At 69.9% G+C, this 26,442-nt stretch carries 24 protein-coding genes; 10 read left to right on the top strand and 14 right to left on the bottom strand.

What is annotated here, in order from left to right:
- Positions 1 to 40 precede the first annotated feature (40 nt).
- Positions 41 to 3,229 carry an AfsR/SARP family transcriptional regulator gene (locus IEY82_RS14480; protein ID WP_189124627.1) on the top strand — a complete coding sequence of 1,063 codons (3,189 nt, stop codon included), beginning with the start codon at positions 41 to 43 and terminating at the stop codon, positions 3,227 to 3,229.
- A 111-nt stretch (positions 3,230 to 3,340) separates the two neighbouring features.
- Here the strand turns inward: IEY82_RS14480 and IEY82_RS14475 are convergent, their stop codons facing one another.
- The gene (locus tag IEY82_RS14475; RefSeq protein WP_189124626.1) at positions 3,341 to 3,739 is read right to left on the bottom strand and encodes a hypothetical protein; all 399 of its coding nucleotides are present in this window, start codon (positions 3,737 to 3,739) and stop codon (positions 3,341 to 3,343) included.
- 216 nt (positions 3,740 to 3,955) lie between these two features.
- Positions 3,956 to 5,677, bottom strand: a complete 1,722-nt coding sequence (locus IEY82_RS14470; RefSeq protein WP_189124625.1) for a DUF885 domain-containing protein — start codon at positions 5,675 to 5,677, stop codon at positions 3,956 to 3,958.
- Positions 5,678 to 5,806: 129 nt separating this feature from the next.
- On the opposite strand from IEY82_RS14470, the gene IEY82_RS14465 reads away from it, so the two are divergent.
- The gene (locus IEY82_RS14465) at positions 5,807 to 6,655 is read left to right on the top strand and encodes a LysR substrate-binding domain-containing protein (protein ID WP_189124624.1); all 849 of its coding nucleotides are present in this window, start codon (positions 5,807 to 5,809) and stop codon (positions 6,653 to 6,655) included.
- 83 nt (positions 6,656 to 6,738) lie between these two features.
- Here IEY82_RS14465 and IEY82_RS14460 read toward each other — a convergent pair whose 3' ends face one another.
- From IEY82_RS14460 to IEY82_RS14450, 3 genes are read right to left on the bottom strand one after another with little or no spacing between them, the layout of a single operon-like run.
- Positions 6,739 to 7,422 carry a winged helix-turn-helix transcriptional regulator gene (locus IEY82_RS14460; RefSeq protein WP_189124623.1) on the bottom strand — a complete coding sequence of 228 codons (684 nt, stop codon included), beginning with the start codon at positions 7,420 to 7,422 and terminating at the stop codon, positions 6,739 to 6,741.
- A gap of 9 nt (positions 7,423 to 7,431) precedes the next feature.
- The gene (locus IEY82_RS14455) at positions 7,432 to 8,142 is read right to left on the bottom strand and encodes an alpha/beta hydrolase (RefSeq protein WP_189124622.1); all 711 of its coding nucleotides are present in this window, start codon (positions 8,140 to 8,142) and stop codon (positions 7,432 to 7,434) included.
- A complete protein-coding gene (locus IEY82_RS14450) occupies positions 8,139 to 9,074 on the bottom strand; it encodes an LLM class flavin-dependent oxidoreductase (protein WP_225262761.1) in 936 nt (311 codons plus the stop codon). The genes IEY82_RS14455 and IEY82_RS14450 overlap by 4 nt, the downstream gene beginning before the upstream one ends.
- A gap of 291 nt (positions 9,075 to 9,365) precedes the next feature.
- On the opposite strand from IEY82_RS14450, the gene IEY82_RS14445 reads away from it, so the two are divergent.
- The 3 genes from IEY82_RS14445 (at position 9,366) to IEY82_RS14435 (ending at position 11,887) form a co-directional block, all read left to right on the top strand.
- The gene (locus IEY82_RS14445; protein WP_308425820.1) at positions 9,366 to 10,304 is read left to right on the top strand and encodes an NAD-dependent epimerase/dehydratase family protein; all 939 of its coding nucleotides are present in this window, start codon (positions 9,366 to 9,368) and stop codon (positions 10,302 to 10,304) included.
- Positions 10,301 to 11,233, top strand: coding sequence for an RNA polymerase sigma-70 factor (locus IEY82_RS14440; protein ID WP_189124619.1), 933 nt, complete (start codon positions 10,301 to 10,303; stop codon positions 11,231 to 11,233). The genes IEY82_RS14445 and IEY82_RS14440 overlap by 4 nt, the downstream gene beginning before the upstream one ends.
- Before the next feature lie 171 nt (positions 11,234 to 11,404).
- The gene (locus tag IEY82_RS14435; RefSeq protein ID WP_189124618.1) at positions 11,405 to 11,887 is read left to right on the top strand and encodes a DUF3237 domain-containing protein; all 483 of its coding nucleotides are present in this window, start codon (positions 11,405 to 11,407) and stop codon (positions 11,885 to 11,887) included.
- 289 nt (positions 11,888 to 12,176) lie between these two features.
- On the opposite strand, the gene IEY82_RS14430 is transcribed toward IEY82_RS14435, so the two are convergent.
- From IEY82_RS14430 to IEY82_RS14420, 3 genes are all read right to left on the bottom strand, one after another.
- Complete coding sequence (locus IEY82_RS14430) at positions 12,177 to 12,944, bottom strand: SDR family oxidoreductase (protein WP_189124791.1); 768 nt, start codon at positions 12,942 to 12,944, stop codon at positions 12,177 to 12,179.
- Positions 12,945 to 13,098: 154 nt separating this feature from the next.
- A complete protein-coding gene (locus IEY82_RS14425; protein WP_189124617.1) occupies positions 13,099 to 14,232 on the bottom strand; it encodes a pyridoxal phosphate-dependent aminotransferase in 1,134 nt (377 codons plus the stop codon).
- A 5-nt stretch (positions 14,233 to 14,237) separates the two neighbouring features.
- Positions 14,238 to 14,885, bottom strand: a complete 648-nt coding sequence (locus IEY82_RS14420; RefSeq protein WP_189124616.1) for a helix-turn-helix transcriptional regulator — start codon at positions 14,883 to 14,885, stop codon at positions 14,238 to 14,240.
- A gap of 640 nt (positions 14,886 to 15,525) precedes the next feature.
- Here IEY82_RS14420 and IEY82_RS14415 point away from each other — a divergent pair.
- Positions 15,526 to 15,669 carry a hypothetical protein gene (locus tag IEY82_RS14415; RefSeq protein ID WP_189124615.1) on the top strand — a complete coding sequence of 48 codons (144 nt, stop codon included), beginning with the start codon at positions 15,526 to 15,528 and terminating at the stop codon, positions 15,667 to 15,669.
- Positions 15,666 to 16,481 (top strand): DinB family protein, encoded by an 816-nt coding sequence (locus IEY82_RS14410; protein WP_189124614.1) that lies wholly within the window; start codon positions 15,666 to 15,668, stop codon positions 16,479 to 16,481. Before IEY82_RS14415 ends, IEY82_RS14410 begins: the two co-directional genes overlap by 4 nt.
- 407 nt (positions 16,482 to 16,888) lie before the next feature.
- On the opposite strand, the gene recQ is transcribed toward IEY82_RS14410, so the two are convergent.
- Together recQ and IEY82_RS14400 are read right to left on the bottom strand one after the other, a co-directional pair.
- Entirely contained in the window at positions 16,889 to 18,697 is a 1,809-nt protein-coding gene (gene recQ / locus IEY82_RS14405) for a DNA helicase RecQ (protein WP_189124613.1), read from the bottom strand.
- Between the two features lie 4 nt (positions 18,698 to 18,701).
- Complete coding sequence (locus IEY82_RS14400) at positions 18,702 to 19,907, bottom strand: MFS transporter (RefSeq protein WP_225262763.1); 1,206 nt, start codon at positions 19,905 to 19,907, stop codon at positions 18,702 to 18,704.
- Positions 19,908 to 19,981: 74 nt separating this feature from the next.
- Between IEY82_RS14400 and IEY82_RS14395 the strand changes: the two genes are divergently transcribed.
- Both IEY82_RS14395 and IEY82_RS14390 read left to right on the top strand, forming a co-directional pair.
- On the top strand, positions 19,982 to 20,740 hold the full coding sequence (locus IEY82_RS14395) for an SDR family NAD(P)-dependent oxidoreductase (RefSeq protein WP_189124612.1): 759 nt from the start codon (positions 19,982 to 19,984) through the stop codon (positions 20,738 to 20,740).
- Positions 20,741 to 20,920: 180 nt separating this feature from the next.
- Complete coding sequence (locus IEY82_RS14390; RefSeq protein ID WP_189124611.1) at positions 20,921 to 21,145, top strand: DUF3040 domain-containing protein; 225 nt, start codon at positions 20,921 to 20,923, stop codon at positions 21,143 to 21,145.
- 48 nt (positions 21,146 to 21,193) lie between these two features.
- Here IEY82_RS14390 and IEY82_RS14385 read toward each other — a convergent pair whose 3' ends face one another.
- From IEY82_RS14385 to IEY82_RS14375, 3 genes are all read right to left on the bottom strand, one after another.
- A complete protein-coding gene (locus IEY82_RS14385; protein WP_189124610.1) occupies positions 21,194 to 21,451 on the bottom strand; it encodes a DUF6343 family protein in 258 nt (85 codons plus the stop codon).
- Between the two features lie 11 nt (positions 21,452 to 21,462).
- Positions 21,463 to 22,167 carry a maleylpyruvate isomerase family mycothiol-dependent enzyme gene (locus IEY82_RS14380; protein ID WP_189124609.1) on the bottom strand — a complete coding sequence of 235 codons (705 nt, stop codon included), beginning with the start codon at positions 22,165 to 22,167 and terminating at the stop codon, positions 21,463 to 21,465.
- A gap of 95 nt (positions 22,168 to 22,262) precedes the next feature.
- Positions 22,263 to 23,000 (bottom strand): hypothetical protein, encoded by a 738-nt coding sequence (locus IEY82_RS14375; protein WP_189124608.1) that lies wholly within the window; start codon positions 22,998 to 23,000, stop codon positions 22,263 to 22,265.
- 186 nt (positions 23,001 to 23,186) lie between these two features.
- On the opposite strand from IEY82_RS14375, the gene IEY82_RS14370 reads away from it, so the two are divergent.
- Positions 23,187 to 24,059: a sugar kinase gene (locus tag IEY82_RS14370; RefSeq protein ID WP_189124607.1), complete on the top strand. Its 873-nt coding sequence runs from the start codon at positions 23,187 to 23,189 to the stop codon at positions 24,057 to 24,059.
- A 72-nt stretch (positions 24,060 to 24,131) separates the two neighbouring features.
- Here the strand turns inward: IEY82_RS14370 and IEY82_RS14365 are convergent, their stop codons facing one another.
- Positions 24,132 to 26,378 (bottom strand): transglycosylase domain-containing protein, encoded by a 2,247-nt coding sequence (locus IEY82_RS14365; protein ID WP_225262766.1) that lies wholly within the window; start codon positions 26,376 to 26,378, stop codon positions 24,132 to 24,134.
- Positions 26,379 to 26,442: the final 64 nt, after the last annotated feature.

Raw genomic sequence — 26,442 nt, 5'->3', positions numbered from 1 at the left:
TTCTTCTCGTGGGCTTAAGGCGGCGCATAAAATATCGAACGTGCGTTTTGGTGTGCTCGGGCCGCTGGCCGTCTGGACCGACGCCGGGGACACCGTCACGGTCCCGGGTCTCAAGGTGCGCGCGCTCCTCGCCGACCTGCTCGTCCACGAGGGACAGGTCGTGTCCGCCGACCGGCTGGTCGACGACCTGTGGGGCGGCGAGCCGCCGGGCAACCCCGCCGCGGCGCTCCAGGTGCGCGTCTCGCAGCTGCGCCGCACGCTGGAGGAGGCCGAGCCGGGCGGCAGGCGCCTGGTGGTCTCCCGCGCCCCCGGCTACCTGCTCGACACCGGCGCGGTCGACGCCGCCCGGTTCGCCGCGCTGCTGGCCCGCGCCGAGACCGCCGAGAGCCCGCGCGCCAGGGCCGATCTGCTGGCCGAGGCGCTCGGGCTGTGGCGAGGTCCGGCCTACGCCGACTTCGCCGACGAGGAGTTCACCCGCACCGCCATCGCCCGGTTGACGGAGCAGCGGCTGTCGGCCCTGGAACAGTACGCCGACGCCCGTCTCGACCTCGGAGAGCACGGCCTGCTGGTGGGCGAGCTGGGCGATCTGGTGGCCCGCCACCCGCTCAGGGAACGCCTGCGGGCCGCACACATGCGCGCCCTCTACCGCACCGGTCGGCAGGCCGAGGCGCTCGCCGGCTACGGCGAGCTGCGCGACCTGCTCGCCGGCGAGCTCGGCCTCGACCCCGGGCCCGAGCTCGCCGGCCTGCACCAGGCGATCCTCACGCAGGACCCCGCGCTGGGCGGCGGCGCCGAGCGGCCCGCCACCAACCTGCCCGCCGCGCTCAGCGAGCTGATCGGGCGGGATGGCGCGGTGGCCGAGGTGCGCTCGCTGCTGCGCGCCCACCGGCTCGTGACCCTCACCGGCACCGGCGGCGTGGGCAAGACGCGGCTGGCGGTGGAGGTCTCCGCCCGGTCGCTCGGCGACTTCCCGGACGGGGTGTGGCTGGTCGAGCTGGGCCCGCTCGACCCGGGCACGGGCTCCGCGGCCGAGGTCGTCATGGCGGCGCTCGACATCCGCGACGGCACCGAGCGGGCGGATCCGGCCGACCGGCTGGCCGAGGCGCTGCGGGCCCGGCGGCTGCTGCTCGTCCTGGACAACTGTGAGCACCTGGTCGAGGAGGTCGCCGCCCTGGCGGAGCGGCTCCTGCGCGCGGCTCCCGGCCTTCGCGTCGTGGCCACGAGCCGCGAGCCGCTGGCCGTGCCCGGCGAGGCTCTGTGGAGCGTTCCGCCCCTCAGCCTCCCCACGCCTTCCGAGCCCGGCCCGTCCTCCGGCGCGGAGTCCCGTACGGAGACCGGGGTGGAGTCTCGTACGGAAATCGAACGGGTGGGGCGGGCCGACGCGGTGCGGTTGTTCGTGGCACGAGCCGCCGCCTCCGCGCCCGGGTTCACGCTGGACGAGGCGAACACCGGCGCGGTCGCCGAGCTGTGCCGCCGGCTCGACGGGATCCCGCTGGCGCTGGAGCTGGCGGCGACCCGGGTGCGGGCGCTCGGCGTGCGCGGCGTGCTCGACCGGCTCGACGACCGGTTCCGGCTGCTCGCCTCCGGCCGGCGCGGCGCGCCCGAGCGCCAGCGGACACTCACGGCGGTGATCGACTGGAGCTGGCGGCTGCTGACCGAGCCCGAACGCGTGGTGCTGCGCCGCCTGGCCGTCCACGCGGGCGGCTGCACGCTGGAGGCGGCCGAGCAGGTCTGCGGCGGCGACGGGCTCGACGTGCTCGACCTGATCGCCCGGCTGGTCGACCGCTCGCTGGTGGTCGTCACCGAGAGCCCGGCGGGGGTCCGCTACCGGCTGCTGGAGTCGGTGGCCGCCTACTGCCTCGACCGCCTGTCCGACGCGGGCGAGCTGGAGCCGGTACGACACGCGCACGCCGGCCACTACCTGGCGCTGGCCCTGCGGGCGGAGCCCGCCCTCTACGGCCCCGAGCAGGGCACCTGGCTGCGGCGGCTCGACGCGGAGGCGGCCAACCTGCGAGCGGCGCTCGACACCCTGGCCCGCGAACGCGACGCCGGCGACGCGCTCCGGCTGGCGAACGCGCTGAGCTGGTACTGGTTCCTGCGCGGCAGAGCGGCCGACGCCCGGCGGTCGCTGGAGGCGGCGCTGGCCGTCGAAGGCGAGGCGCCCGGCCGGGCCAGGGCCGCCGCGTGGCACGCGGGGTTCGCGCTGATGCTCGACCAGGACGTCACCTGGGACACGAGCGCGGTGCGCGATCCGCGCGAGCGGGCCCGCGCCGAGCTGTTCCTGGCGCTGTCCGCCGCGGAGATGTCCGTCGAGCAGGACCTGGTGACCTCCGCGCTGACCGCCTGCCGCGCCGTCGGCGACGAGTGGGGCATCGCGACGGCGCTGAGCAGGCGAGCGCGCAACGCCTACACGCAGCGCGACCTGAGCGCCCTCGAACGCGACGGCGAGGAGAGCCTGCGCCTGTTCAGGAAGCTCGGCGACCGCTGGGGACAACTCCAGGCCATGGAGTGGCTGGCCGGAGAGGCCGAGATCGCGGGCGACACCGAACGAGCCGCCCGGCTGTTCACCGAGAGCCTGCGCCTGGCCGAGGAGCTGGGCCTGTGGCCCGAGGTCGCCCGGCGCACCTCCTGGCTGGGCTGGGTCGCGCTGCGGAGCGGGGCGTACGAGCGGGCGATGGAGCTGTGCGGACGCGCGCTGCGCCTTTCGATCGAGCAGGGCTACCGGGAGGGGCGGCTCATGTCCGCGATGGGGCTGGGCTGCGCCGCGCGCCGCGCCGGACGGCTCGACCTGGCCGAGACCCACCTGACGGGGCTGCTCGACGGAGTGTCGCGCGATCCGGCGGACCGGCCCGCCCTGCAGCTCCCCACGGCCCTGATCGAGCTGGGCTTCATCCGGGCGACGCGGGGCGACCCGCAGGGGGCCAGGGAGCTGCACCTGGAGGCGTACGCCGCCTCGCGGAAGATCGGCGATCCGCGTTCGATCGTGCGGGCCGTGGAGGGGCTGGCCGCCGCGCTGGCCGCGACCGGCCGCCACGACGGGGCCGCCCGGCTGCTCGGCCTGGCCGCCGAGGCCAGGCGGGCCAACCAGACTCCCGCCGGCCCGCCCGACCACACCGAGATCGACCAGGCCACCGCCCTGGCCCGCGAGGCGCTGGGCGAGCGGGCGTTCGCCGAGGCGTACGAACAGGGTGGACGCCTCAAGCTCGACGATGCCGAGGATCTGGCCTGACCCGCCCGGCGGGCGGGCCCGGGTCAGGCCGCCTACACGCGGGCGCGGGCCCGGCGGCCTGGGTGGGTGGTCAGGCCGCCTACACGCGGGTGCGGCGGCCTGGGTGGGTGGTCAGGCCGCCTCGACCAGCGGGTCCGCGGCGAGGTAGCCGAGGTAGTCGGGGTCATCGGGACGGGCCAGCACGTGCCGCACCCAGGCCCGCCGCTCGTGGTCGATGGCCAGCAGCTCCCACACGCACGCGGCCGGCCCGTCGGCCGGCGCCCGCACCAGCTCGGTGGTGCCGAGGCCGGCCCGCCACACCCGGTGATAGAGGATGTCGGCCTGCCACCAGCAGATGTTCACGCACAGTGCCTCGGTGCCGCGGTGCACCACGACGAACGCGATGCCGGCCCGCTCGGGGAGCTCCCGCTCGGCCGCCAGCATCGCGGCCTCCACCTCGAAGTCGTCGGGCAGGTCCTGGCCGGCCGTGATGCCGATGACCTTCACGTTCCATCCGCGTGTCTCGGTCACCCCGAGGGAGCGGGTCCGGCGTGGGCGATAGGGGGTCAAATCACTGCTCCAGTACGGTCACAGGTTCAGACGGCAACCCCGCACGAGACGGAGTCCGAAGGCATTCACCTTGTTTGACGCCGGTTGTCACGCTGAAGGTCGGTCACGAAGCATCGTCATTTTCTCAAGTCGATCTTTCTCGGGCCGATCGATCGCCACCGCTGCCGGAACGCGGCGTCACTCCACGTTCCTGCGGCTGGAGTCCGCGTGGCGCTCGTCCCCGTCCTCGCCCAGCATCGCGTCATGCAGAATGCTCAGACCGACGCCGCCGAGATTCAGGGCTTCACGGTGAAAGGCGGTGAGATCGAACGCAGCGCCCTCGCGCAGCCGGACCGCCTCCCGCAACCGCAGCCAACTCCGCTCGCCGATCTTGTACGAAGAGGCCTGCGCCGGCAGGCCGAGGTAGCGGTCGATCTCGAAGCGGGCCCGCTCCTCGCTCTTCGTGGAGTAGGCGCGCAGCAGGTGGTACGCCTTGTCGTAGGTCCATGAACCGCCCCCCGCCTCGGCGGGGGCCGGCAAGCCGCAGTGCATGCCGATGTCGATGAGAACGCGCACAGCCCGGAAGGCCTGGCTGGCGAGCATGCCCAAACGATCTCCCGGATCGTCGAGAAAGCCCAACTCGGCCATCAGGCGCTCGGCGTACAGCGCCCATCCCTCACCATGACCGTCGACCCAGGCCAGCCGACGCCAGCGGTTGAGGTCGTGGTGCCGGTGAGCGGTCTGAGCCACCTGGAGATGATGGCCCGGCACACCCTCGTGATAGACGGTGCTCAGCTCTCGCCAGGTCGTGAATTCCGTCGCGGTCGGCGACACCCCCCACCACACGCGTCCAGGGCGGGACAGATTCTCGCTGGGCCCGGTGTAGTAGATCCCCCCGCCGGTCGGCACCACGATGCACTCCACCGCTCGAATCGGCGAGGGAATGTCGAAGTGCCCAGCCCCCAGCACGACGACGGCCTCGTCACAGGTGTGCTGCATCCAGGCCCGCAGGGCCTCGGCGCCGTGCAGTCGGCGTGCCGGATCGGCGTCCAGAACGCGCATCGCCTCCTGGATCGAACCTCCCGGCGTGATCCGCTCGGCCAACTCCTTCATCTGCTCGTCGATGCGGCGTAGTTCCCCTCGCGCCCAGGCATAGGTGTCGTCGATGTCGATGGACATGCCGAGACTTGAGCGAGCGAATCGGATATATCGCTCCTGTCCGACGCCATCCCTGTCGACGGCCTTGTCCTGCAGGTCCCCGGCCAGGGCGTCGGCTACGCGGGCATACGCACTCCTCGCGACGCGGGCGCCTCGCTCGACCTCCTTCAGCAGGGCGGGTGTCAGCCCCTGCGTGCGCCCGGCCTGTGCCGCCAGGTCGGCGAAGAACCCGTCGTCGGCGAAGACGGCCGAGCACTGAGCGATGCCGACGTCGAGCTGACGCCGCGCGATCCCGTCACCCCGCCAGACGGCATGGCGCAGTGAGGCGATATAGCCGTCCATCGTCACCGGCACCCGCATCAACCGGTCCGCGACAGCCACCCAATCCTGCGCCGTCTCCTTCGGCATCAGGTCGAAGACCAGCCGGATCTTCTGCAGAGGGCTGTTCACGTTGTTGAGCTGCGACTCCTCGGCGCCCGTCTCTCTCAGCTCCTCGGCTGCCCGCAGCCGCTCCCGCAGCGCCGCCACCGTGATCCGATCGACACTGTCCTTGGGGACGACGCCCTGGAGGGCTGCCAGTGTCCGGCGCCGCAATCTGGACACGTCAGCCAATCCGTCGGGCGAAAGATCCGGTAGCTCCGTCCTGTGCTCGGCCATCCCCAGCTCGGTGGCCATGATGGGATCCAGCGCAGCGTGTTGCGCGAGGTAGGTCTCCGCCAGATCATCGACGGCGGTCCTCGCCCGTGCGCCGTTGTCCGTCATCGCCGGTCCTTCTCTCATCCCTGGTCAGGCAGTCCATGTCAGCCGCCGTGCGGTGACGGCGTCACGCTAGGCCACCCACCAGGCTCTAAGGAAGTGGGCAAACTGTTGGAAGGGCCATAATGATTCCTTATGGCCAAAGGTCTGGATGTCATGTTGCTGAGGGCGTTCGTCACCACGGTCAAAGCCGGGAGCATCAGCCGTGCGGCGAGTGCCCTGAAGCACACACAGCCTGGTGTGAGCCAGCAGTTGCGCCGGCTGGAGCAGGCGATCGGCCAGCCACTGCTGCACCGCGCCTCCACCGGAGTTTCGCTGACCCGAGCCGGGGAGACCCTGCTGCCCTACGCCGAGCGCATCATCGCACTGTCCGCACAGGCCCTGCGCAGCACGAATGAAGCCCTGACCGGCCACTGCGGCATCGGGATCCTGGAGGACCTGGCCGTCGCGCGGGTGCCGCAGCTGCTTGCGGACTTCGCTCGCCTGCATCCCGAGGTCACGCTCGAAGTCATGATCCTTTCAGGGCCTCGCATGCATGAGGCGATGACGGAAGGACGCATCATGCTTGCCCTGACCGACGTCGGCTACCTGTCCCAGCCGCCACGATGGCTGGCACGGCACCCCCTGGTCTGGGTCAGTGGCCCGGGAATGGACCTGCACGCCGACCCGCTGCCCCTGGTGCTGTTCTCCCAGCCCTGCCGCTGGCGTTCCTCGCTCCTCCAGGCGCTGGACCAGGCTGGCCGTGCCTGGCGGGTGGCCTTCGAGAGCACCGGACTCGCCGGCGTCCAGGCGGCGGTGCGGGCCGGGCTCGGCGTCAGCGCCTTCCTGTCGGCCAACGTCGGCCCCGACCTGACGATCGTGTCGGCTCCCCACCTCCTGCCGCCGTTGCCGGACATCGAGATCGGTCTCGTACGCCGACCCGGCACACAAGGAGACCTGCTGGTCGACGCTGTGGAGACAGCGCTGCAGGCGATGATGCGCTGACCATGAGACCACGCGCCGACGATCGCACCGTCACCGACTTCGGCCGCGCACCCCGCGGTGATGGGCCGGCGGCCACAGCGCGATCAACCGGGCTGTTCCGCCGGACGGGCACGGTGCGGCGGCAGCCGGAACAGCCGAGTCAGCCGGCTCAGTTGCTCGCGGTCGCCGCTCACGTCGGCGGCTCCGCTGGCGACCGCCTCCGCCAGCGGCAACGTCAGACCGATGACCTCGACGAAAGCGTCTTCGCCGATGGTGATGACCACATCGGGATGTTGGGCCGGACCGTTCAGTGCCTCGATCGTCCCGTCGTCGACGCGCGTGTGAAAGACCTCGTCATCAATGCGGAACTCACACACCAGGCGCACCCCGGCCGCGGCGTCGGCGTCGAAGCAGGCCCGCAGGCCCAGCACGGCCCAGCCGGGGTGAAATGTCTCATCTTCCCGCCTCTCGCCCATCGCCCACTTCAGGCCCCAGCGGGCCAGTTCCAGAACCGCCGGGGCGAGCTCCTCGCCTGCCTCCGTCAGCGCGTAGGCGGAGGTGCGGGCGGGGGGCGGGAGAGTGATCTTGCGGGCGAGCCCTTCGTGTTCCAGGTGCTTGAGACGAGCTGCCAAGAGCCCGGTTCCCAGCCCGCGCAGGCTCGCCTGCAGATCACTGAACCTCTTGGGGCCGGTCAGCAGTTCGCGGATGAGAAGCAGCGTCCAGCGCTCGCCGACGAGGTCGAGGGTGCGGGCGGTCGCGCAGTACTGTCTATACGTTCGCTGCTCCACCTCCTCATTCTAAACTTCGGGCTTCCTGCTTCCGAACTGAGTCGTCTCCATGAGCAGGCGGGCGAGCTGGTAGGGGTGGGTGAGCATGACGTCGTGGGGGCCCTCCATGGCAAGCGTCCGATAGCCGACCTCCTTGCCGAAACGGTCGAAGGGATAGGTCTGCGGAGTGCAGTAAATGGCGGTCCCGGGAATCCGGTCGACCGCTCCGCTCAGGTGGGTCGTCTCGGTGAAGGTGCGCAGCGGCTGGGGCAGCAGGCGTTGCGCCAGCCACGCCACGTCGTCAGGATCGACAACGCCGAAGAGCTCAGGAGGCGGGGCCGGGATGCGGCGCCCGTCACCGTGGACTTCCGCGGCCGTGAGCACCGCGACGGTGAAATCCGGCGGCGCCAGAGTGAGCATGCCGGCCCCGTCGGCGCCCGCCCATCCGTCCACCAGAACGATGTGGTCGATGGCCTGGGGGCGCAGGTCGGCGGCCTCGCGCACGACCAGTCCCGCGTAGCTGTGCCCGACCAAGATGAGCTCGTCCCTGTCATCGGCCGCGTCGATGGCCGCGTCGATTTCGGCGACGACGGCTTCGGCGTGATCATGTAGGCCGTGGTCGCCCGGGTCGCTGAGATCCGGGGTCAGGGTCCGAGCTCCCGCGGCGTGCAGCACCGGGACGACACGGTCCCAGGACGATGGGCCATGCCAGGCGCCGTGAACGAGAACGAACGTGGTCACTGGTATTCCTCCGTGCGTAGCAGGGGTAGAACGCGGTCGGCGAGTTCTTCCAAACCCGTCTCCTGGTCGTCGGCGGCCAGGCGGATCACGAGGTGGCGGGCTCCGGCTGCCACGTATCCCGCCAGCCATCCGGCGGCGTCGCGCGCGGTGCCGGCGAATACGGCCTGGACCTGTTCGACCAGTTCGAGGGGTGTGTCGTAGTAACGTTCGATGCTGGTGCGCAGGCTTTGACGTGCGCGTTCGGCATCCTCGTCGAGAGTCAGGGTGGCGTAGAAGGCGGGGGTGATCGGACGAGCCGCACTCTGCTCGACGATGTCGCGTTCCGTCGCGTACGTCGTCGGACTGGGCGAGTAGGGGAGCCACCCATCAGCAAGGCGGGACACCCGGCTCAGCGCAGGGCGACCGCTGCCGGCCAGCCAGATTTCGGGGCCGGACGGGCGAAGGGGCGCGGGCACCAGCCGGACGTCGTCAAAGCCGAAGTGCCGGCCTTCATGGGACACCGACTCTCCGGACCAGAGCCGTCGCATGACGGTGATCGATTCCTCCATGCGGCTGATGCGCCGGGCATGGTCGACCCCGATGGCCGCGCATTGGGCCGCGGTGTCCGCGCGTGGGAAGCCGCCGCCCATGCCCGCGATCAACCGCTCTCCTGACAGCCGGTCGAGGGTGGCGAGTTGATGAGCGAGCAGAATCGGATGCCGCAACGCCGGTAGGAGAACCGCCGTTCCGAGTGCGATCCGTTCGGTGGCCGCACTCACGGCGGCCAACAGCATCAGTGGATCGGCTCGAGGTCTGGCCAGCGGACTGTCGCCCGCCCACACCGAATCCAGGCCGAGCCGCTCGGCCCGTTGCGCCTGTCTGACGAGGGGAGCCGGATCATGCTCGCCCAGGACGGCCCGCTCGCGCGTCGGCAGCACGTAGCCGATCTTCACTGTCGCCACCTTGAACCCGATTTTCTCGATGAAGTAGCTACTTGTTTCCTGAATCTTAAGTTAGCACTTCAAAAAAAGGTAGTGAGGATGTGAAGAGGAGTTCTCGATGCGCGTCAGCCCGTCTCGCTCGGTGGGGGACACGACCGACGCCTGTCCATCAGGTGGTGTCTCGGGCGCCACCCCGGCCTGGGCCCGCGGCCGGACGGTCGCGTCGTTTCTCGGCGGCTTGATGTCACAACCGGTCGTGCTGCCTCGTCTCCTATCACAGCGGACTTCAAAAACAGGTAGGTGATGAGGATGCGAGTCTTCGTGGCAGGAGGGTCCGGTGTCGTGGGACGGCGACTGGTGCCCCAGCTCGTGGCACGAGGTCACCACGTGACGGCGACCGCGACGAGTCCGGCCAAGATGGACATGCTGGAGAAGTTGGGTGCCGAGGCAGTCGTGATGGACGGACTGGACGCGGCCTCGGTGGGCGAGGCGGTAGCCATGGCAAGCCCAGACGTGATCGTGCACCAGATGACCGCCATCTCGCCGGCGCACGCCGGCAAGCCGGACATGAAGCACTTCGACCGCTGGTTCGCCCTCACCGACAGGTTGCGCGTCGAGGGCACGAATCACCTGCTGGCAGCCGCCGATGCCGCAGGTGTGGGCCACATCGTGGCGCAGAGTTACGCCAGCTGGAACGGCCTGCGTCAGGGCGGATGGGTGAAGACCGAGGAGGACCCGCTGGACCTGGGGGTGGGCACGATCATGCACCAGGGGGCGCTCGCCATCCGCCACCTGGAGGAGGCCGTCCTCAAGGCGGATGGCGCCGTGTTGCGCTACGGCGGACTGTACGGGCCGGGCGCCATCGACGATCAGGTCGAGCTTGTGCGCAAGTGGCAGTACCCCGTGGTGGGAGGCGGTGCCGGCCACAGCTCGTGGGTGCATGTGGAGGATGCCGTGAGCGCGACTGTCCTGGCTGTGGAGCAGAGGGCGAAGGGCGTGTACAACATCGTCGACGATGAGCCGGCCCCGGCCCATCAATGGCTGCCGCATCTGGCCGCGTGCGCGGGGGCCAGGCCGCCGCTGCGGATTCCCAGCTGGCTGGCTCGGCTGCTGGCCGGAGAGGCGGCCGTGACGATGATGACCGCGGGACGCGGCTTCTCCAACGCCAAGGCCAAGCGGGACCTCGGCTGGCAGCCGCGCTACCCCTCCTGGCGGCAGGGCTTCAAGGAGGCACTGACATGAATCGCCTGGAGGAGTTCGAACCGCTGCGATCCCTGCTGTTCTCGATCTCCTACCGGATCCTCGGCAGCGTGAGCGAGGCCGAGGACGCCGTCCAGGAGACCTGGCTGCGCTACGAGACGTCGACGACCGAACCCGTTTCGGCCAAGGCGTTCCTGTCGGCCGCGGTGACCCGGATCTCGATCGACGTGCTGCGCTCAGCCCGGGTCCGGCGGAAGGAATACGTCGGACTGTGGTTCCCCGAGCCGCTGCTCGCCGACCCCTACCAGAATCCGGAACGGGCGGCGGAGCTGGCCGACTCGATGTCCATGGCGGCGCTGCTGCTGCTGGAGCGCCTGTCTCCGCTGGAGCGGGCGGTGTTCGTGCTCCGCGAGGTGTTCGACTTCGGCTTTCCCGAGATCGCCGCGGCGATAGGCCGCTCGGAGGCGGCCTGCCGCCAGCTCGCAGTGCGTGCACGACGGCACATGGAGGCGGGCCGGTCCCGGTTCGAGGTCGACCACGAGGAACGTGAGCGACTTGCCGAGCGTTTCTTCGTCGCCTTCCGGGAAGGCGACGTCGACGGCCTGCGCGAGCTCTTGTCCGCCGATGTGTACATGGTCGGTGACAGTGGCGGCAAGGCTCCGCAGTGGAATCCCATCATCGGCCCCGAGCCCGTCGCACGCGTACTGGTCGCGATCACCTCGGCTTTCGTGGACATCGGCGGTGTCGTGCAGCCGCGCCAGATCAACGGCCAGTCAGGCGTGATTCTTCGTGACCGGGATGGAAAGATCTTCGTCACGCTCGCCGTCGAGATCCTCGACGGGCAGGTCCAGGCGATCCGGTCGATGATCAATCCGGACAAACTCCGACATCTAGGGCCAGTGGCGGACGCTTGGGCGATCGTGCGTGAAGCGAGTAGGGCGCGTCGCCTGTCCGGTGACCGTGGGCACTGACGGCGCTTGCCGACCGCACCGTTCGGAGCCGAGCGCGTCGGCCTGTTCCTCTCACTGGTCACTGGCCCGGCTCACCGGTCACTGGCCCGGCGCCTCTGTTCGCCGACCAGATTCCGCCGACCAGATTCCGCCGTTCAGTTTCGCCCGTCAGTTTCGCCATTCAGGAGACCCATGAACCTGCTCGACACCGATCCGGTCGCCACGGCGTTGAAGGCCGAGCATCTGTGTGACTTCGCCATCACGTTCGCGTCGGTGCGGACCATCGCCACGCCGGCGGCGACGCGGATCATCGCGACCATCGCTCAAGGCACTGTCGAGGGCCCTCGGTTGCGTGGCGGGTTTCTCGCCGGAGGCGGTGACTGGATCACCTTGGGCACCGACGGAATCGCCCGGATGGACGTCCGGGCCACGATCCTCACCCACGACGGCGAACTGGTGTATGTCACCTCGACGGGCCGGGCCGGCCTGTCGGATGTCGCGATCAATCAGCTGATGGCCGGCGAGACCATCGCCTGGGATCAGATGCATGCCAGGTCGGCGCCACTCTTCGAGACCGGCGCCGATCGTTACGCATGGCTGAATGGCACCATCACGATGGCCATCAATGAGCTGTCACTGAACCACGTCAACTACCGGATCTACGCCATTCGTTGACCAAGTCCGCTGCCCGTGTCAACGCTTCACGAAGAACGGACCACCATGCCCCCACCCCAGGTGATAGGCGGCGACCGGAAGCAGGATGAACCCGAGCTTCTCGTAGAGAGCTCTGGCGGTGCGTGGAAGGGGTCGCCCCCGGTGCCGATCTCGTCCACCTCGGTGCTCGGCCCACAGAGATCATCCAGTAGTGGATCACACCAGTGATCCACTACTGGAACAGGCCTTGGTAGAAGATTTGTCGACCAAGATCAACCTTCACGCCGGAGGCTTTCTACCGCACTGGACGCTACCAGGGCACCGGTCCGTCGTCGCTGAAGAACCCGCCGGTGGGCCCGTCCGGGCCGAGTGTGGCCAGGCTGACCACGACCGCGGCGCCCTGCGCTGGGGTGAGGTACCCGCTGTGGTTGTTGATGTCCGTGGCGACGTAACCGGGTGAGACCGCGTTCACCAGAATGCCGTCCTTACGCAGTTCGTTGGCGTACTGCACGGTCAGCGCGTTCAGCGCGGACTTGGACGGCGCGTACGCCGCCGACGGCGGCAGTCCCGTCAGCGGCCCGTAGGGGTTGCTGGTGATGTTCAGCGACGCGGCTCCGCTGCTGAGGTTGACGATACGCGCCGCTGATGAGCGCCGCAGCAGCGGGAGCATGGCGTTGGTCACCGCAATGACTCCGAAGACGTTGGTCTCGAACACCTGACGAACCATGTCCAGGTCGACCCCACTGGGGATCTGATCGACGGCGTCCTGCGGTGAGACCTGCCCGGAGCCGGTGATACCGGCGTTGTTGACCAGCACGTCCAGATGGTCGAAGCGCTGCTCGATCCACGCCGCGGCATCCTTGATGGTGACCGGGTCGGTGACGTCCAAGGTGACGGCGTGTGCGGCACCGCCCGCCTCGCGCACCGCGTCTGCCGCATCCTCGCCACGCTGCCTGTTTCTCGCCCCGATGAGAACCGTCATGTCCAGCGCGGCGAACTGCTCGGCAGCCGCGAGCCCGATTCCCTTGTTCGCTCCGGTGATCAGGACAACTTGATGGGGGGCGGTGTGCTCGTTCACGTCCACACTCCTGTCGCTAAAGGCCCTTCCTTCTCAAGACGAGATAGCCCGGTCAACGTGTGACATCAGGGCGAAGGCACTGGGCCGTGGCCGAGGAGCCGCGCCAGGAGCCTGTTCAGGACGGCTGAGGCGCGGACGGCGTGGGCGGGCAGGCTCATCGGCTCGTTCGCATCCACTGGGCGAAGGCGGTCAGGCACTCCTCGGCGTCGCGCCGGCCGATGCCGATGCGGAACCGGTCGGCAGGGGTGGCGGTGAGCTCGGAGCGGTAGATGCTCGCGGGCAGCAGCAGGACACCGGCCTCCTGCACCAGGCGGGTGCAGAATGCTTCCACGCCGTCGGCCCCGCGGTAGCGGGGATAGGCGACGCATCCGCCGTCGGGTGCGCGCCAGTCGAAGTCGTCAGCGAATTCGGCGAAGAAGGCGTCGAAGGCCGGCAGGTTGGCCGTGATGAGGTCGCGGTTACGGTCCAAGATCGAGTTGCGGGCCTTCAACGCGATGCGGGCCAGAATTTCGCTGGGTGCGGAGTTGCATATCGTGGTGTAGTGCTTGGCTCGCTCCAGGCGGGCACGCAGCTCGCGGTCGCGGCAGGTGATCCAGCCGATGCGCAGCCCGGGCAGGCCCAGGGCCTTGGAGGTGACGTTCAGGGACAGTGCGTGCTCGGACAGGTCAGCCGCCTGCGGCAGGGTGCGGGCGGGGTCACGTTCGAGGCCGCGGTAGACCTCGTCGCTGAACAGGTGGATGCCGCGCTCGTCGCACAGACGTGCCAGTGCGGCGAAGTCGGCCGCGTCGATGACCTTGCCGGTGGGATTGTTGGGAAAGTTGACCGAAATGAGGCGGGTGTTGGCGCGGATCGCCGCCACCACCTTGTCGAGGTCCAGCGCCCAGTCACGATCGGCATCCAGAGCCACTCCGGTGACCTCGCACAGCGCGAGCGGAACCGTCTCAGCGGACTGATAGTTCGGCGTCAGCACCACGGCATGATCGCCGGGACCGAGCAAGACCTTCATCGCCAGGTAGAGAGCCTCTTGGGCGCCTGCAAAGCAGATGACGTCGTCGGCGTCGGCATGGTCATACGTGTCGGCGATCACGTCGCGCAGGGCCGGGTCGCCGAAGGTCTCGGTGTAGCCCAGGGACAGGTGGTGGAAGGCGCTGCGGTCGGCGTCGTCGGCGTAGGTGAGCAACTCGGCGAGCGTCATGGTCTGGGCGTCGGAGGCCGTCAGGTGGTAGCGGGCGGTGAATTCCCACTGGGAGAAGTAGGTTTCCAGACGGAAGTCCGGAAGTGCGGTCATGGTGATCACTCCTTCGCGCGTGGTGCTCGCAGCTCTGCCAGCAGGCCGTAGAGGGTGGAGCGGGAAATCTTGAGGGCGCCGGCGACGACCGGTGCGGCCCGGCGCACGGCGAAGACCCGGTCCTGCTCCAGCCTGCGGAGGATGGTGAGGCGGTCCTCGCGACTCAGGCGTTCGACGGGACGGCCGGTGACGCGGACGTGGCTGCCGATCACCTGCTGGATGCGCTCGAACCAGTCTTGCTCGAACAGCGGCTGAGGCCGCTGCACGGTCGGCGCGGCGAAGGCCGACAGGACGGCGGCGGCCTGTTCCAGTGGCGTGCGGTCGAGGTTGACGCACAGCACCGCCGACGGCTCGCCCTGGGCGTCGCGCAGGATCGCGCTGACCGAGGACAGCCGGCGGCCGTCAGCGAGCAGCTTCTCGTACGGTCCGTACACGTCCTTTCCCGATGGGTCGAGGTCGTCGAGTTCGCCCAGCAGGGATGGATCTCCCTGGCCACGCGAGGTCATCGGATTCCAGATCGCCAGCACTCGATCTGTGCCGGGGTCGTGCAGCACAACTTCGGCGTAGGGGCTGAGTAGTGCGGCGATGGCCTGGCAGACCGGGGTCCAGAGCGGCACGCGCGGGTCGTGCCTCTCATTCTCGACAGCACCCATCAGTGGATCGTATGTCTATTTTGGACAAATAGTCCAGATGGTCGATGGACTTCCGGCGCGTCCACCGAGCCAGTGCTTTACCGCGGCCGCGGCCATACCGTCCCGGCGAGTCGACGAATGTATGGCGGCTTCGCCGGCCGTATGTTGTCCCGCCGAATCGGCGTGGTTTGACAGGACGCCAGGTCGATGTGATGGCCGTCCTGTCGAATATTCCTGCGCTCGGGTCACAGGTGCCGCTACGTGTCGCACGTTTAAGAACGGTTATTTATGATCGAAAGATAAAATACAGGATCACACTCAAGGGGATGAGCCAGATAATGCCGCCTATCACGCACATGACCAGGCATCCGGTCACGACTGTGCGCCTTCTTCCGCGATCGTCCCATTCGTGAGGGCGGCCTGGTGGATCCATGGCCTTAAGGGTACGTCAGCAGAAAATAAGGATGCGCGGCAATTGTTGGCTGAAGGTCGATAGGGAATTGCCGGATCTGAGGGGCGAATGTCGGTGATTGCGACATGAGGTGCGCGCCCCTTTGTCTGGCTGGCTCTTCTCTCCGGACCGTCTGCCGCGCGGACCCTGCCCGGTGTCCGATGAGTTCCTCGTGCCCGCCTCGTCTGTACACCTGACGAGGAGGTGGACATGGGGGAGTTGCGCACCTGTCCGGGCGCCGCCGCGCGCCCTGCTGACAGGCGGCCCGGTTCGGTGAACGAGAGCATCGGCCATGCGGCCACGACGACCGGAGTGGTCAACCTGGAGTTCCGGCCCTTCGGGGTGACGCCGTGACGGCCGACCCGCTGCTCGACGGGGTGAGCCTGCTCGAACGTGCCATCGGCTACGCGCTGGGGATCCTGAGCGTCATCAACCGGGACGACCTGCACCGCGCCACGCCCTGCCACGACTGGGACGTGGCGAATCTGCTGGCCCACCTGGACGACTCACTCACGACCCTGAACGAGGCGGCCACCTTCGCCCAGATCACCCTCGGTGATGGGGCCGCCTTCCGCGCCCAGGGGAGTGGAGACCCCGGCGGTGGGGTCGGTGTCGAGCCCGGCGGCGGGACGAGCGCCGACTGGAGCGGTGAGGCCAGTGGCGAACCGGGTAGTCGGCGGGCTGGTGAGGTGGGTGGCGAACGAGATGGCGGGTCCAGTGACGAACGGGGTGGCCGGTGGGGCGGTGAGGCGAGTGGGCACTCTGGTGGGCGCCGTGGGAGCCGGGAGGGGAGCAGGAGAGGGGATCCGGTGTTGGTGCTGCGGGATCGGGCGGCCGAACTGCTCGGTGTGTGGGCTCATCAGGTGCGCGATCACGTCGTGACCATCGAGGGCTGCCCGATGGCGGCGAGGACGGTGACGGAGGTCGGTGCCGTCGAGGTGGCCGTGCACGCATGGGATCTCGCCCGCGCCTGCGGACGCTCCCGCCCGATGCCGGCTCTGATGGCGGCCGCGTTGCTCGGCCGCGCCCACGCCCTCGTCACGGCCGCCGACCGCCCGGAGCGCTTCGCCGAGCCGATCGACCAGCCGTGGCGAGCGTCCGCCGAAGACCGGCTGCTGGCCTTCCTGGGCCGAGACCCCGGCTGGAGCCCGCCCTGCCGCTTCTGACCCCGTCCCCGTCCCCGCGCCCGTCCCCGCCCGCGACTCCGACCGTGTCCGCGACCCCGCCCCGCCCGCGACTTTGACCCGCGACGCCGAGCTCGGCGGCGACGGCCGGCCCATTGACGAAAAGGGAACACGCCGCTCATATGGACAGAAGTGCAGGATGCGTGCTTGGTCCGGCTAATGTGGAAAGGAGCTGATCGCCGAAGTGGCGAGCAGCGCGGTGGCGACGACCGTTCTTCGTGCGGCCGTCGCCACCCTTCAGAGCTCCGCGAAGCCCCAAAAAGCGCCTTCGAAGTGCCTTTGAAGCCGCGAGCCACCCGCAAGGGCCTCCCTCGGTGTCGCCTCCAACCGCTCTCCGGAGCCCATTTCCGAGGCCACCCCGCAGCCGCCCACTATCGGGTCGCCGGAGGTCAGGAAGACGCGAGCGTCTCCAGCACCTGCTCCCCATATTTGGCCAGTTTGTTCTCGCCGACGCCGCTGATCCGGCCCAGGTCGGCCAGTGACGCGGGCGAGGCTGTGGCGATCTCGCGCAGCGTGGCATCGTGGAAGATCACGTAGGCTGGCACGCCCTGCTCCTTGGCCGTGGCGGCCCGCCAGGCGCGGAGCCGTTCGAACACCGGCGCCGCCTCCTCGGGCAACTCCACCACGGGCCGGGCACCGGCGCCGCCGGAGGACTTGGCGCGGGCCGGCCGCTGGGCGTCGCGGCGCAACCGCACCTGGCGCTCGCCGCGCAGCACGTCGGCGCTGGCGTCGGTGAGCACCAGCGCGCCGTAGTCGGACTCGACGGCCAGCAGCCCCTGCGCCAGCAACTGGCGCGCCACTCCGTGCCACTCGGTGTTGGTCAGCTCGGTGCCCACGCCGAACACGGTCAGCGACTCGTGGCCGAACTGGAGCACCTTGGCGGTCTTCTTACCGAGCAGGATGTCGACGATCTGGCCGACCCCGAACTTCTGCCGCCGCTCGCGGGCCAGCCGCAGCACGGTCGAGAGCACCTTCTGGGCGGCGACCGTGCCGTCCCAGGACTCGGGCGGCGACTGGCAGGTGTCGCAGTTGCCGCAGGGCTCGGAGCGTTGCTGGCCGAAGTAGTCGAGCAGCATCACCCGGCGGCACGCGACGGTCTCGCACAGGGCCAGCATCGCGTCGAGGTGGAGCACCTGCCGCCGCCGGTGGGCCTCGTCACCCTCCATGGCCAGCCGCCGGTGCTGCACGACGTCCTGCAGGCCGTAGGCCAGCCAGGCGGTGGCGGGCAGGCCGTCGCGCCCGGCCCGGCCGGTCTCCTGGTAGTAGCCCTCGACCGACTTGGGCAGGTCGAGATGGGCCACGAAACGCACGTCGGGCTTGTCGATGCCCATGCCGAACGCGATCGTCGCGACCACGATCATCCCGTCCTCACGCAGGAACCTGGCCTGGTGGGCGGCGCGGGTGCGGGCGTCGAGACCGGCGTGGTAGGGGACGGCGGCGATGCCGTTGTCGACCAGGAAATCGGCGATCTTGTCGACCGAGGACCGGGACAGGCAGTAGACGATGCCCGCCTCGCCGGGGTGCTCGGTGCGCAGGAACTCCAGCAACTGCCGCTTGGGCTCGTTCTTGGACGAGATGCGGTAGTGGATGTTGGGCCGGTCGAAGCTCGCCACGAAGTGGCGGGCCTGCTCGAGGCCGAGTCGTGAGGAGATCTCGGCGTGCGTGGCCGGCGTGGCGGTCGCGGTCAGCGCGATGCGCGGCACCTCGGGCCAGCGCTCGTGCAGCTCGGACAGCGCGAGGTAGTCGGGCCGGAAGTCGTGCCCCCACGAGGAGACGCAGTGCGCCTCGTCGATGGCGAACAGCGAGATCTCGCCCTTGGCCAGCAGCCGCAGCGTCGAGTCGACCCGCAGCCGCTCGGGCGCGAGGTAGAGCAGGTCGAGCTCGCCCGCCAGGAACGCCGCCTCGACCCGCTGCCGCTCGTCGAACTCCTGGGTCGAGTTGAGGAACCCCGCCCGGACGCCGAGCGCCGTCAGCGCGTCGACCTGGTCCTGCATGAGCGCGATCAGCGGCGAGACGACCACCCCGACCCCGGGGCGCACCAGCGCCGGGATCTGGTAGCACAGCGACTTGCCGCCACCGGTCGGCATGAGCACGAGCGCGTCGCCGCCCGAGACGACGTGCTCGATGATCTCCTGCTGGCCGGCCCGGAACGAGTCGTAACCGAACACGCGCCGCAGGACCTCGATGGGGGTATCCATACGGCTACCTTACGTGTTCGCCCGCGGGCGACGGCCCTGTTCGCCCACGGCGATCGTAGGCCACCAGCGACACCGCGCCGAGCGCGCACGCCGCCGCCACCGCGCCCATCACCGCCGGATAACCGGCCACCTGGGCCAGCCCGGCCGCGAGCAGCGGGGCCAGCGCCTTGGCGACCGTGATGGGCAGAGCCAGCGCCCCGCTCAGCGACCCGTACGCGGCGGTTCCGTACCTCTCGGTGAGCAGTGCCGGGCGGGCGATCGTGCCCACGCCGAACCCCAGCCCGAACAGCACGACGGAGCCGATCGCGCCCGGCACGCCGCGCCCGGTCAGCGGCAGCAGGACCGCGGCGACGCCCTGCAGCCCGAACACCACCGCGGTGATCCGCGAGACCGGCCAGCGGGCCTGCAGGCCGGTGGTGAGCACCCGGCCCGTCACTGACAGCACGCCGAGCAGGCCCGCGACGGCGGCCGCGAAGAGGGGCGGGTGACCGAGCGCGATCAGATACGTGACGAGCAGCACCCCCATGACCGCCACGGCGCCGGTCTGCGTCAGGAACGCGGCGGCCAGCAGCCAGAACGGGCGTTCGCGCACCGCCGAGCCGACGACCTCGCCCCGGTGGGCGGAGACCGGGACCGGTCGCCCGCGTACGGCCAGGCCGTGCAGGGGGATGGTGGTCACCGCGTAGCCGACGGCCAGCACCACCAGGGCGTGCCGCCAGCCGTACCTGTCGACGAGGAAGCCGGTGAGGGGCAGGAAGATGCTGGAGGCGAAGCCCGCGACGACGGTGACCGCGAGCAGCGCTCGGGCCCGGCGGGCCGCGTCGAACCAGGCGACGATCACCGCGAACGCGGCCTCGTACAGAACCATGGCCGAGGCGACGCCGAGGGCCGCGCAGACCAGGTAGAGCTGCGCGACCGTGTGGACCTGCGACCAGGCGAGCACGGCGGCGGTGCCGAGCACCGAGCCGGCCGTCATCAGCCCGCGCCCGCCGTGACGGTCGAGCCACCGGCCGACGAGCGGCGCCACCAGCCCCGAGATCAGCACGGCCAGCGTGATCGCGCCGGTGAGCTGGGCCACCCCCGCGTCGAGGTCGCGGGCCATCGGGCTGATGAACACCGAGAACGCGTAATAGAGCACGCCGTATCCGGCGGTCTGGGTGATCGCGAGTGCGCCGACCAGGTGGAGGGACGCTCGCCGGCCGCTGATCACACCTGGACCACTTCCCCGCCCGTCGCCCGGGAATGCGGTGATACATGTCACGTCAGGTGGATAACGTATTGATCATGAGTTTTTCGTATGTCGTGACCGGTGGAGGACGCGGGATCGGCCGGGCGATCGTCGAGCGGCTGTCAGACAAGGGGACGGTGGTGGCCGTCGAGCGCGCCGCGGGCGCGCCGGCGTGGACCGGGCCCGGTGTCATCACGGTCGTCGGAGACGCCTCGGACGAGGCGGTCGTCGAGCGCGCGGCCGACCTCGCGCAGGAGGCGGGCACGCTGGCCGGCTGGGTCAACAACGCCGCCGTCTTCCGCGACGCCTCGGTCCACACCGCCTCCACGACCGAGATCCGCGCGCTGATCACCGCCAACCTCGACCTCGCCGTCGCCGGCTGCGCCACCGCCGTGCGCCGATTCCTGGCGGCGGGCACGCCGGGCGCGATCGTGAACGTCACCTCCCACCAGGCGCGCCGCCCGGTGCCGGGCAGCCTGCCCTACTCCACGGCCAAGGCCGCCGTCGAGGGACTGACCAGGGCGCTCGCGGTCGAGTACGGCAAGCGGGGGATCCGGGTCAACGCCGTCGCCCCGGGTTCGGTGGCCACGGAGAGGTACGAGGAGTTTTTGGCGGCGGCGACTCCCGAGGCGGCCGAGGAGATGTCGCGGGACATGGCACGGCTGCACCCGCTCGGCCGGGTGGCGCGGGCGGAGGAGATCGCCGCGGCCGTGGCCTACCTCCTGTCGGAGGACGCCGCCTTCGTCAACGGAGTGACCCTGGCCGTGGACGGCGGCCGGTCGGTTCTCGGCCTGGATCCCGAGGCGAAGGACTGAGGAACGTGGTCATCCAGGGCTGACGCGCCGCAGGCGAGACCCGGGTTGTGGCGCGGCCCACCGCGCGGCGGCATGCCGGCGGCGGGCAGGATTTCGTCCCGACTGCCGCCCATGTTTCCGCTTTGGGCTGTTACTTGTGGGTATGAGGTTTTAACGGGTCTCTGGGCAATGGTGATCGCGATGAGTCTCTCCGAGCGGGAACGCCGCATCCTCGCTGAGATCGAGCATGCCCTTCTCGCGGACGACCCCGCACTGGCCAAGCGGATCGCGAAGATCAACCGCGCCGGGGCGGCCGGGCACTCCGTACCGCGTCTGCGCCTCTGGGTGACGGGGCGCGTCTGGCTGATCGTGGTGTGCTCACTCGTCGTCGTCGTGCTCCTGGTCGTGGCCGTGCTGGTCGCCTGACCGGCCTGACCCCTGTGAGCCGTGACCGTACGGGGTCGCGGATCGCCTCTATGAGCCGTGGCCGTGCTGGTCGCGTGACCGGCGGTGCCTGATCACCGCCAGGTCCACGGCGGCGATGACGGTGACCACGGCCGCGATCACGGCCTCCCAGACCCAGACGTCCGCGCCGGTGATCATGGCGCGCGTGACGAAGAAGACCGTCGCCAGCACGCCGACCAACAGCGCCACCAGAGACAGTGTCCGCCGCGCGCCCAGCGGGCTGCGGGCGGTCAACGGTTCGGTGCCCTGGCGGTCGCGTAGCCACATGTCGTCTCCCCTCAGGCCAGGCACCTCAGCCTGGCGACGAGTCGCGGGTCAAGCCCATGCCCGGCGGGCAGCCGCCCGACCGTCGCCTCGACGAACTCCGGGAAGGGCAGCGACGCGCTCTCTCCGTCGGCGTACACCCACATCTGCTCGCCGGTCGGCTCCACCTGGACATCGGCCCCCTGCTCCGACAGCACGAACCGGCCGACCTCGGCCCGCCAGCGCCACCTGTCATCGGCCTCCTGCGCGGAGACCGGCGCGCCGACGTCATCGGCGTGGGTGGCGTACTCGGAGTCGTAGTGGAAGGCCTGCAGGCCGGCCGGGTAGGGCCCGGCCATCGTGTCGAGCAGGCCGTCGCGGCCGAGCAGTCGCATGCGGTGGCGCGTCTCGCCGTTCTCGGCGCGCCACTCCTCCAGCACGTCCGCCACGGGGACGGTGCGGCGTTGCCGTACGCACCACTCGTTGAAGTCGTGGAAGCCGTCGATCCCCTCACGCGCCAGCCGGGCGAGCAGGATCTGGACGTTGCCGTCGAGGCAGGCGTGGTTGTAGAGCTCCTCGCCCGCCAGGTGACCGAGGACGTCGCGGACCGACCACCCCTCGCAGCGGGACGGCCGCCCCCAGCCCTCGTCGTCGAGACCGGAGAAGAACCGGTCGAGCCTGGCCGCCTCGGCGTCGAAGATGTCGAACGGATCGAACTCCTGCAGCGGATCCTCAGCCATAATTCGACGCTACCCCCAGAACGGCCGCTCAAGACGGCCGGGGAAACGAACGGGCCCGGCCCCCGCGGAGGGGACCGGGCCGCGCTCAGATGTGGTTACCGGTGGTGGTGCCACCGGCTGCCGTAGACCCGCACGTAGTCAGTGCGGCTCTCGGCGCTCTGGAGCTTCCGGTCGCCGGAGTAGACGGCCTTGAAGGTGCCGCTCTTGTAGGCACGCGACTTGGCCGTGAACTTGCCGCCCCACGTGGACTTGGTGGAGGCGACCCACTTCCAGCCGCTGGAGCCGTTGGCGCGGTAGAGGACCTTGACCGGCTGGCCGCGCAGGCCCTCCCAGCCGTGGTCGTCGACCTGCAGACGGCCGGAGAAGTAGATCGACTTGCCCTTGCGGACCTTGTACGGGTCAGCGCTGAAGCGCGTGATCCGCGTGTCGGCCTTGCCCTTGCGGACGTCGACGTAGAAGTACGCCGAGTCGGACACGACGATCTTGCCGTCCTTGTCCTCCCCGGTGGCCGTGGCCTTCCACTTGCCCTCGGGGTCGTACTTGTTGAACGGGACGGCGAAGCGCCAGCTCTCCAGCGCCTTGACGTCCTTGGCGCGCAGGGTGTGGAAGCCCTGCGGCTCGACGGTGAGCGTGACCTTCTCGACGTCGGAGCTGGCCGCGACCTTGAAGAAGGCCTCGGTCTCGTTGTTGCCCCTGACGATGACCGGGTTGGGCGAGATGTTCTGGATCTCGACCGTCGGCGCCTTCGTCTGCGCGGACGCGGCGGCACCTCCGGACACGAGCATGGTCCCGCCCACCAGGGCGGAGACGATTCCTACTGCGAACTTCTTCATGAGGGTGCTGATTCCTCTCCCCGTATCGCTGGAGCCGGCTCGGGATCGCGCGGCTCCTCTACTACTTTGAGGGACAAAATGGGGGAAAGGTTCGCTAAAGGTACGGAAAAACTTTGAACACAGCGCTCACCTGCGCCATCGGCGGGAAAATTTTTTGGGCCGGAGCCGACCCGCTAGAGTCTCGCCATGGCTGACGTCTACACCCTCGGCGAGGCACTGGGAGTCGTGTCCAGCGGCCGCGTCCGCCACGACGACGACGCCAGACTCGACGTCGGAGGGCCGGAGTTCACCCTGGTGATCGGCCTGGCGAGACTCGGGCACCAGGTGTGCTTCCTGGGCAAGGTCGGCGCCGACGAGCTCGGCGCCAGAGCGCTCACCGCGCTCCGGGGCGAGGGCGTCGACGTGGCGGACACCCGGGTCGTTGAGGGCGCGCGCACCGGGATGCTGCTGCGGGAGTCGCGTGTGGGCCGAGAGCCGTGCGTCACCCACTACCGCGCCGGCTCGGCCGGCTCCGCCCTGTCGCCGGGCAACGTGCCCATCGACCGGATCGCCGCCGCGAAGATCCTCCATGTGACGGGGGTCACCGCCGGGCTGGGCCGGGACACGCTCGACGCGGTCCGCGCCGCCGTGAGCGCCGCGCGGAACGCCGAGGTGCCGATCTCGTTCGCCGTCCGGTACGTTCCCGAGCTCTGGCCGTCGGTACGCGAGGCCGAGGACGTGCTGAGTGAGCTGGCCTGCGACTCCCACCTGCTGTTCCTCGGCCAGGACGAGCTCGACCTGGTCAAGGCCGCGCTCACGCCCGAGCGCGAGGTCGTGGTGGACCGCGGGCCGAAGGGCGCGAGCGTGCGGGCCGACCGGATGCGTTACGACGTGCCCGCCCCGCAGGTGCCCGTGGTGGATCCGGCGGGTTCGGCCGACGCGTTCGTGGCCGGCTATCTCAGCGCGATCCTCGACGGGTTGACCCCGCAGGAGCGCCTGCACCGGGGGGCGCTGCTCGGCGCCGCCGCGGCGACCAGCGCGAGCGACTGGCAGGGGCTGCCCACCCGGGCCGAGCTGTGACGCCCCCGCCCGGCCCGCAGCTGTGACGCCCCTTCGCGCGGCGGCCCGTCCGACGCGGCCGGGACGGCTGCCTCAGCCGCCCATGCCGCCCATGCCGCCCATGCCGCCCATGCCGTCCATGCCGTCCATGCCGTCAAGGTCTTCGAGTCCGTCGAGTCCGTCGAGCCCTTCGCCGGTTTCGGCCGGGTCGCCGACCAGCGCCGGCGCCTCGTCTCCGGTGGCCTCGTCCGGGCCCGCGTCGTCGTCCGGGACGGGCACCACCGGCCGGCAGTTCTGGGCGCAGCCGCCGAACCGGGCCGAGTCGATCGGGGTGAACGACGACGGCTCGACCTTGCTCAGCGCCGCCAGCATCGTGTCCTTCCAGATGGGTCCGGGGATGCTGGCGCCGACCACCGAGCCGTAGTAGCGGCCGCCGATCGTGACGCCGATCAGCTTGTGGTCCTGCGAGCCGCCCGGGTCGCCGATGCTCACCGCCCCGGCCAGGTCGGGGGTGAACCCGGCGAACCACGCGGAGGCGTAGCTGTCGGTGGTGCCGGTCTTGCCCGCCGCGTCGCGGCCGATGCCCCCGACGGCACGCATCGTGCCCTGGGTGAACACGCCGGAGAGCACGTCGGCCGCCGCGTCGGCGACCTCGGGCTCGATCGCCTGCCGGCAGCTGGGCTTGATCTTGGTCGTCCTGCCGTCGCGGTCGGTGATCCGGCTGATCGCCATCGGCTCGCAGTAGGTGCCCCGGGCGGCGATCGCGGCATAGGCGTTGGCCACCGTCACCGGGTCCATCTCGTTGATGCCGAGGGTGAACGTCTCGTACTCCCGGAGCTTCTGCCCGTCGGAGCGGCGGATGCCCAGCGACTTGGCCAGGGTGACCGTCTCGCAGAGCCCGACCTGCTGCTCCAGCGTCATGAAGAAGGTGTTGACCGAGCCCCAGGTGCCGGTGCGCAGCGTCTTCCAGCCGGGCGTGCCCTCGTCGTTGGTGACCGTGTGGGTCGGGTCGCCGATGTTCTCGCCCTTGCAGTTCTTGAACGCCGAGTAGCCCGACGCGCGGTAGCCGGCGCCGACGGTGAAGCCGTCATCGACCTTCATGCCCTTCTGCAGCGCGGCGAGCAGGGTGAACGTCTTGAAGGTCGATCCGGCCTGGAAGCCCACGCCCCCACCGTGGGCGGCGTCGGCGACGAGGTTGTAGGAGATCTCGTTCTTGTTCTTGTCGGAGCCGTACTTCCTGCTGGCCGCCATCGCCTTGATGGCTCCGGTGCCCGGCTCGACCAGGGCCTCGGAGGCGACCGGCGCGTCGCTCGGGTGCACCCACTTCCGGATCGCCTTGTCCGCCGCGCTCTGCATGGCCCGGTCGAGCGTGGTCCTGATCGTCAGCCCGCCTCGGTTGAGCAGGGCGAGCCGGTCCTTGGCGGTCGGGCCGAAGTCGGGGTTGTTGAGGATCTCGTTGCGCACATAAATGCAGAAGTACGGATATTTGCTGGATTCGCAGCCACCGGGGAGCTTTGTGCCCTTATAGCCGAGCCCGGTGGCCTTCGCCTTGGCCGCCTCGGCCTGGGTGATCTTGCCCAGCTCCGCCATCCGTCCCAGCACGACGTCACGTCGGCTCCGGAGCCGTTCGCGCTGCTTGCGGCCAAGGTTGGGGTCGGTCGCGTTGGGATCCTGCACGGCGCCGGCCAGGGTCGCCGCCTGCGGCAGGGTGAGCTCGGCCGCCGTCACGCCGAAGAACCGCTTGGCCGCCGCCTCCACCCCGTAGGCGCCCGCGCCGAAGTAGGCGATGTTCAGATATTTCTCCAGGATCTCGTCCTTGGAGTACTTCTCCTCCACGGCCATCGCGTGCCGCAGTTCCTTGAGCTTGCGCGCGTAGCTCGCCTCCAGCGCCTTGTTCCGCTCCTGGTCGGTGCCCGCGGAGTTGAGCAGCACCTGCTTGACGTACTGCTGGGTGATGCTCGACCCGCCCTGGCTCACCCCGCCCGCCTGGAGGTTCTTGGCGAACGCGCGGATCGTCCCCTCGATGTCGATCGCGCCGTGCTCGTAGAACCGGTAGTCCTCGATCGAGATGATCGCCGTCTTCATGACGTCGGCCACCTCGTCGAGGCCGACGACCACGCGGTACTCCTCGTAGAAGCGGGCGATCTCGGCCCCCTTGGCGTCCTGCACGATCGTGACCTCGGCCGGCGGCGGCTCGACGAGGTCGGCCGGTGTAAGGTCGACCGCGTCGGTCGCCGACTTGAGCCCGAAGCCCACACCCCCGACGGCGGGCAGCGAGATCCCCGCCACCAGCACTCCCGCCGCCACTCCCACGCCGGCCAACCGCATGATCTTGGACACGGTGCCTGATCTGTCCTCACCCCGATCTCGCATGAGCGTGAGCCAAGCAGATGTGATCGGTCGA

This window comes from Nonomuraea cavernae, from assembly GCF_014646355.1.
Lineage (GTDB): Bacteria > Actinomycetota > Actinomycetes > Streptosporangiales > Streptosporangiaceae > Nonomuraea > Nonomuraea cavernae.
Note: the sequence above shows the minus strand (reverse complement) of the source record. Positions and strands in the feature narration are given on the sequence as shown.